Below are 2,870 nucleotides of genomic sequence, written 5' to 3'. Positions count from 1 at the left end.
CCTCGGCGTAGCGGCGGTGCAGCCCGGAGCGCTCGGCCGGCAGCAGCTCGTGCGCCAGCACCTCGGCCACCAGGCGGTGCCGCAGCCGGTAACCCTCGTCGGCGCCGACCAGCAGCCGGTGCGCCACCGCGGCCCGGGCCGCGGCGATCAGCTCGTCCTCCGGCATCCGCAGCACCTCGGCCAGCAGCCAGTGCTGCACCGGCTCGACACCGGCGGCCACCGCGTGCACCACGGCGTGCGCGTGCTGCGGCAGCGCGTCGACCCGGTCGAGGAAGATCTCCCGCAGCGTCTCGGACAGGCCGTCGCGGCCGTCGCGCAGATCGCGGGCCAGCTCCTCGATGACGAACGGGTTGCCACCGCTGCGCTGCCACACCTGCTCGGCGGCGTCGGCGGTCAGCGTCCGGCCGACCACCGCGGCGGCGAGCGTCTCGGTGTCGGCCCGGCCCAGCGGCGCCAGGTCGAGCACCCGCACCGTGCGGAGCCGACGCAGCTCGGTGAGCACCCGGCGCAGCGGGTGCGCGCCCTGCAACGACTCGGCACGCACCGCGGCCAGCACCGACAGTTGGAGATCACCCAGGCCGGCGAGCAGGTAGAGCAGGAGCTGCCGGGTGCTGCGGTCGACCCACTGGAGGTCGTCCAGGATCAGCACCAGCGGGCGACCCTCGGCGATCAGGTGCAGGCCGCGGGAGACCCGCTCCAGCAACGCGCCCGCGCCGTCCGGGCCGGCGGTCTCGTCGGCGAACATCTGCAACAGCCCTCGCACCGCCGAGGAGGTGCGGGCGGGCGAGGTGGACACCTCGGTGTCGAACCGGCGCAGCGCCTGCAACAGCGGGTGCAGCGGGGAGGCGTCGCCGATGTCCAGGCAGCTGCCGGTGAGCACCACGGCACCCCGCTCCCGCAGGCGGTCACCGATCTCGCCCAACAGCCGGGTCTTTCCCACACCGCTCTCGCCGGTCAGGAAGACCGCCGCGGTCTGCCCGTGCGCGGCGTCACCGAGCAACGCGGACCGAACCGTCTGCACCAGCTCGGCCCGGCCCACGAGCGGTGCGGTGTCCACATCGCTGGCCATGTCACGCAGCCTAATCACAGGGCCCCGCACCGTTCTACGGCCGCCTACCGCTTGTGGTACTCCTCGCGTCGACTTTGCGACTAAAGGTTGCAGGTGGCCGACATACGTCGTTCTGCAGATCCCCCGTCGGCCCAGGAATGCCAATCTCCGGAGGTGATCAGGCAACAGCGGGGAGAAAGGCCGGTGCGACACCCATGACCACCAGCATCATCGTCGACACGCAACGGACCGTCACCCCGCTCTGGCCGGTACCCCAGGAGAGGCGCATCGTCACCGTCCTCTTCGCGGACATCGTCGGCTCCACGGCCCTGGTGGACCGGCTCGACCCGGAGGACGTCCGAGCGTTGCAGCGGGCCTACTTCGACACCGTCGCCGGTGTGCTGCACCGCTGGCAGGGGGTGGTGGAGAAGTACATCGGCGACGCCGTGATGGCGCTCTTCGGCGCTCGGCACTCCGACGGCTTCGACGCGTACCGGGCGGTGCGCGCCGGGCTGGAGATCCAGGCCGCGCTGGACCGGCGGCCCGTGGTCGGCGACACCAGGCTGCGCGTCCGGGTCGGGGTCGCCACCGGCGAGGTCGTGGTCGACCTGGGCGACGTCGTCACCGGCGGGCACGGCCTGGCCAGCGGCGCGGTGATCACCACCGCGGCCCGCCTGCAGGAGTACGCGGCACCGGGCGCCGTCGCGCTCTGCGCGGCCACCGCCCGCGCCACCGCCGGCCTGATCACCCAGCGCCAGCTGACGCCGGTTCCGGTCGCCGGCCGGGTGCCGCCGATGCCGGTCTGGCACGCCGTCGGGCCGGTACGCCCCGGCGCCGACCGGCACGACGGCCCGTTGATCGGTCGACGCCGCGAACTGGCCACCATCCGCGACCAGCTGGTCTCGGCCATCCGGGAGCGGACGCCGCGCTGGATCTCCCTGGTCGGCCCCACCGGCAGTGGCCGCAGCCGGCTGCTGCACGAGCTGACCCGTGGTGTGACCACGGTGGACGGACTGTCCGTCCGCTGGTGCGTGGCCGGCTGCCAGCCGTACCCGGATCAGGTGTTGGCGCCGGTCGCGCACCTGCTCCGCGTCGTCGCCGGGATCCGGCACAGCGACGGCCCCTCGGCTGTCCACGACCGGCTCGTCGCCGCCCTGACACCGCTGTACCCGCCGACCCGGGTGGCCACCGCGGTCCCGGCGCTCCAGCGGATGCTGACCACTCCGGACGGCTCGGCGGCCGCCCTCGCCGGCGCGGCGATCTGCCGGGAGGTCCTGCTGCGCCTGGCCGCCCACCGGCCGCTGATCGTGGCCGTCGACGACCTGGACCGGGCCGCGCCGGCGGTGAGCCGGTTCCTGCACGCGCTGTTCAGCGCGGCGACGGAGCGCGGGCTGCCGTTGGCCCTGCTCACCGTGCACCAGCCGCAGTGGGCCGACACCCGGCCCTGCCCGGCCCGCCGGGTGACGATCGGACCACTGGCCACCGTGCAGTCCGGGCGGCTGCTGCGCCACCTGCTCACCCGAGCCGGGCAGCCGGTGGCCCTGGTCGACCGGCTGCTGCCACTGGTGGGAGGCCGCCCCGGGCACGCGGCGGCGTACGTCACGTCGGTCGTGGAGGGTGCCGACCCGGCGGCGCTCCCGCTGCCCGAGGCGGTACGCCGGGCCGTCGGCGCGGAGCTGGACCACCTCGACGGTGAGCGACGGGCGGTGCTGATGGCCGCCGGCACCCTCGGCGGACTGATCTCCGGCGCGGCCGTGGACCGGGCACTCGGCTGGACACCCGGCCGGTCCGCACCCACACTGCGCGGGCTGGTCGCCGCCGG

The 2,870-nt window shown here is 74.8% G+C and carries 2 protein-coding genes; one reads left to right on the top strand and one right to left on the bottom strand.

Annotated features, from left to right (window positions below):
• On the bottom strand, nucleotides 1-1,069 hold a 1,069-nt coding region (locus tag PSH25_RS24555; RefSeq protein WP_238661319.1), incomplete at its 3' end, for an AAA family ATPase.
• Nucleotides 1,070-1,263: 194 nt separating this feature from the next.
• Here PSH25_RS24555 and PSH25_RS24550 point away from each other — a divergent pair.
• On the top strand, nucleotides 1,264-2,870 hold a 1,607-nt coding region (locus tag PSH25_RS24550; RefSeq protein ID WP_238661318.1), incomplete at its 3' end, for an adenylate/guanylate cyclase domain-containing protein.

This window comes from Micromonospora foliorum (assembly GCF_022229015.1).
Classification (GTDB): Bacteria; Actinomycetota; Actinomycetes; order Mycobacteriales; family Micromonosporaceae; genus Micromonospora; species Micromonospora foliorum.
The sequence above is the reverse complement of the archived record's forward strand: the minus strand, read 5'-3'. Positions and strand labels throughout refer to the sequence as shown.